Source organism: Phaeovulum sp., from assembly GCF_041596715.1.
In the GTDB taxonomy this organism is placed as follows: domain Bacteria; phylum Pseudomonadota; class Alphaproteobacteria; order Rhodobacterales; family Rhodobacteraceae; genus UBA6213.
The window spans coordinates 1-1,764 of the sequence record NZ_JBFHIA010000381.1 but is presented as its reverse complement, the minus strand read 5'-3'; the positions used below and the strand labels follow the sequence as shown (position 1 = coordinate 1,764).

The window sequence follows — 1,764 nt, the reverse complement described above, 5'->3', positions numbered from 1 at the left end:
GAAGACGAGTGAGCCATTTTCAGCAAAGATAGGGTCTTTTCCAACCAAGCAAACGAAGGATGGCCCCGCCGCCGCGCTGATGCCGGAACTTGATGCGCTGATGGAGCGGGTCGCGGCTGCGCGACTCCGGAGGCTCGCGCTTGCCGCGGCGGAACGAAACGCGGCGCTGCACCGCTTTGCCGCCGCGTGGCTGCCCCGCTACCAAGCCAAAAAGGCGGCGCATGGATGGCTGGATTTTGACGATCTGATCCAGCGCGCGGCAGCGTTGCTTTCTGATCCGTCGGTGGCGCAGTGGGTGCTGTTCCGGCTTGATGGCGGCATAGACCATATTCTGGTTGATGAGGCGCAAGACACCAGCCCCGGCCAATGGCAGGTGATCGCCGCATTGGCTGCCGAGTTCACCGCGGGCGAAGGCGCGCGCGAAAGTGCGCGAACCCTGTTTGTCGTGGGCGATGCCAAGCAGTCGATCTATTCGTTCCAAGGTGCCGATTTGGCCGAGTTCGAGACGATGCGCAAAAGGTTTGCCACCAATTTCGAGGCGGTCGCGCGGCCCATGCAGGCGCTGGAACTGGCACATTCCTTCCGCTCTTCCCCCGCGATCCTGCGGCTGGTGGACCTGACATTTGATGAGCGCGTGGCCCGCGGGTTGGGTGGTGCGGCAAAGCACATTGCTTTTTACGGCGATATGCCGGGGCGGGTCGATCTTTGGCCGCCGGTGCCCAAGCCGGAAAAGGAAGATCCGGGGGATTGGCGCGATCCGCTTGATCTGCGCGGCGCACAGAACGAAGCGGTGGTTCTGGCCCGCCATATCGCCGCCGAGATCCGCCGGCTGATCGACAGTGGCGCGCAGATTCCTGATGCAAAAAGCCCCGGTGGCGCGCGGCGGCTTGGTGAGGGAGACTTTCTGGTGCTGGTGCAGCGGCGCTCGGCACTGTTTGCCGAGACGATCCGCGCCTGCAAGGCCGCAGGTCTTGCCGTTGCAGGGGCAGATCGGCTGAAGCTGGGTGCCGAACTTGCGGTGCGCGACATCACCGCGCTGCTGACGTTTCTGGCGACCCCGGAAGATGACCTCTCACTTGCCGCTACGCTAAAGTCGCCGCTGTTTGGCTGGGATGAGGCGGCGCTTTACGCGCTTGCGCAGCCACGCAAAGGCTATTTGTGGGAGGCGCTGCGCGGGCAAAAGCAGCACATGGAAACATTGTCTATCTTGCACGATTTGCGAGATGCGGCCGACTTTTTGCGCCCTTACGAGCTGATCGAGCGGTTGCTTGCGCGGCATGGCGGGCGGCAACGGCTGCTGGCGCGGCTAGGGCCAGAGGCGGAAGACGGGATTGACGAGTTGTTTTCGCAGGCGCTGGCCTTTGAATCGAGCGAGGTGCCAAGCCTCACCGGGTTTCTGGGTTGGCTTGGCGCTGATGACGTAGATGTGAAGCGCGCGCCAAGTGCTGCGGGTCAGGTGATCCGAGTTATGACGGTGCACGGTGCCAAGGGGCTGGAATCCCCGGTCGTGATCCTACCCGACACTGCCAAGCGCAAAGACCCCGAGGCTGGGCAGATATTGAAGTTGCCGCAGGGGCCCGCATGGCGAACCAACGCCGATGCAAGCCCGCCCGAGATAGTGGCGGCGCGGGCTGCCGAGGTTGAAAAGCGGCTCGATGAACGCCTGCGGCTGCTTTACGTGGCTATGACGCGCGCCGAAAAATGGCTGATCGTCTGCGCCGCGGGCGAGGTGGGATCGGGCGGCGACAGCTGGTATTCGATGGT

At 63.4% G+C, this 1,764-nt stretch carries 1 protein-coding gene; it reads left to right on the top strand.

What is annotated here, in order from left to right; all coding sequences use genetic code 11:
* Positions 1 to 1,764: UvrD-helicase domain-containing protein (locus tag ABY403_RS16265; RefSeq protein WP_372841855.1), on the top strand; the 1,764-nt coding region annotated here is incomplete at both ends.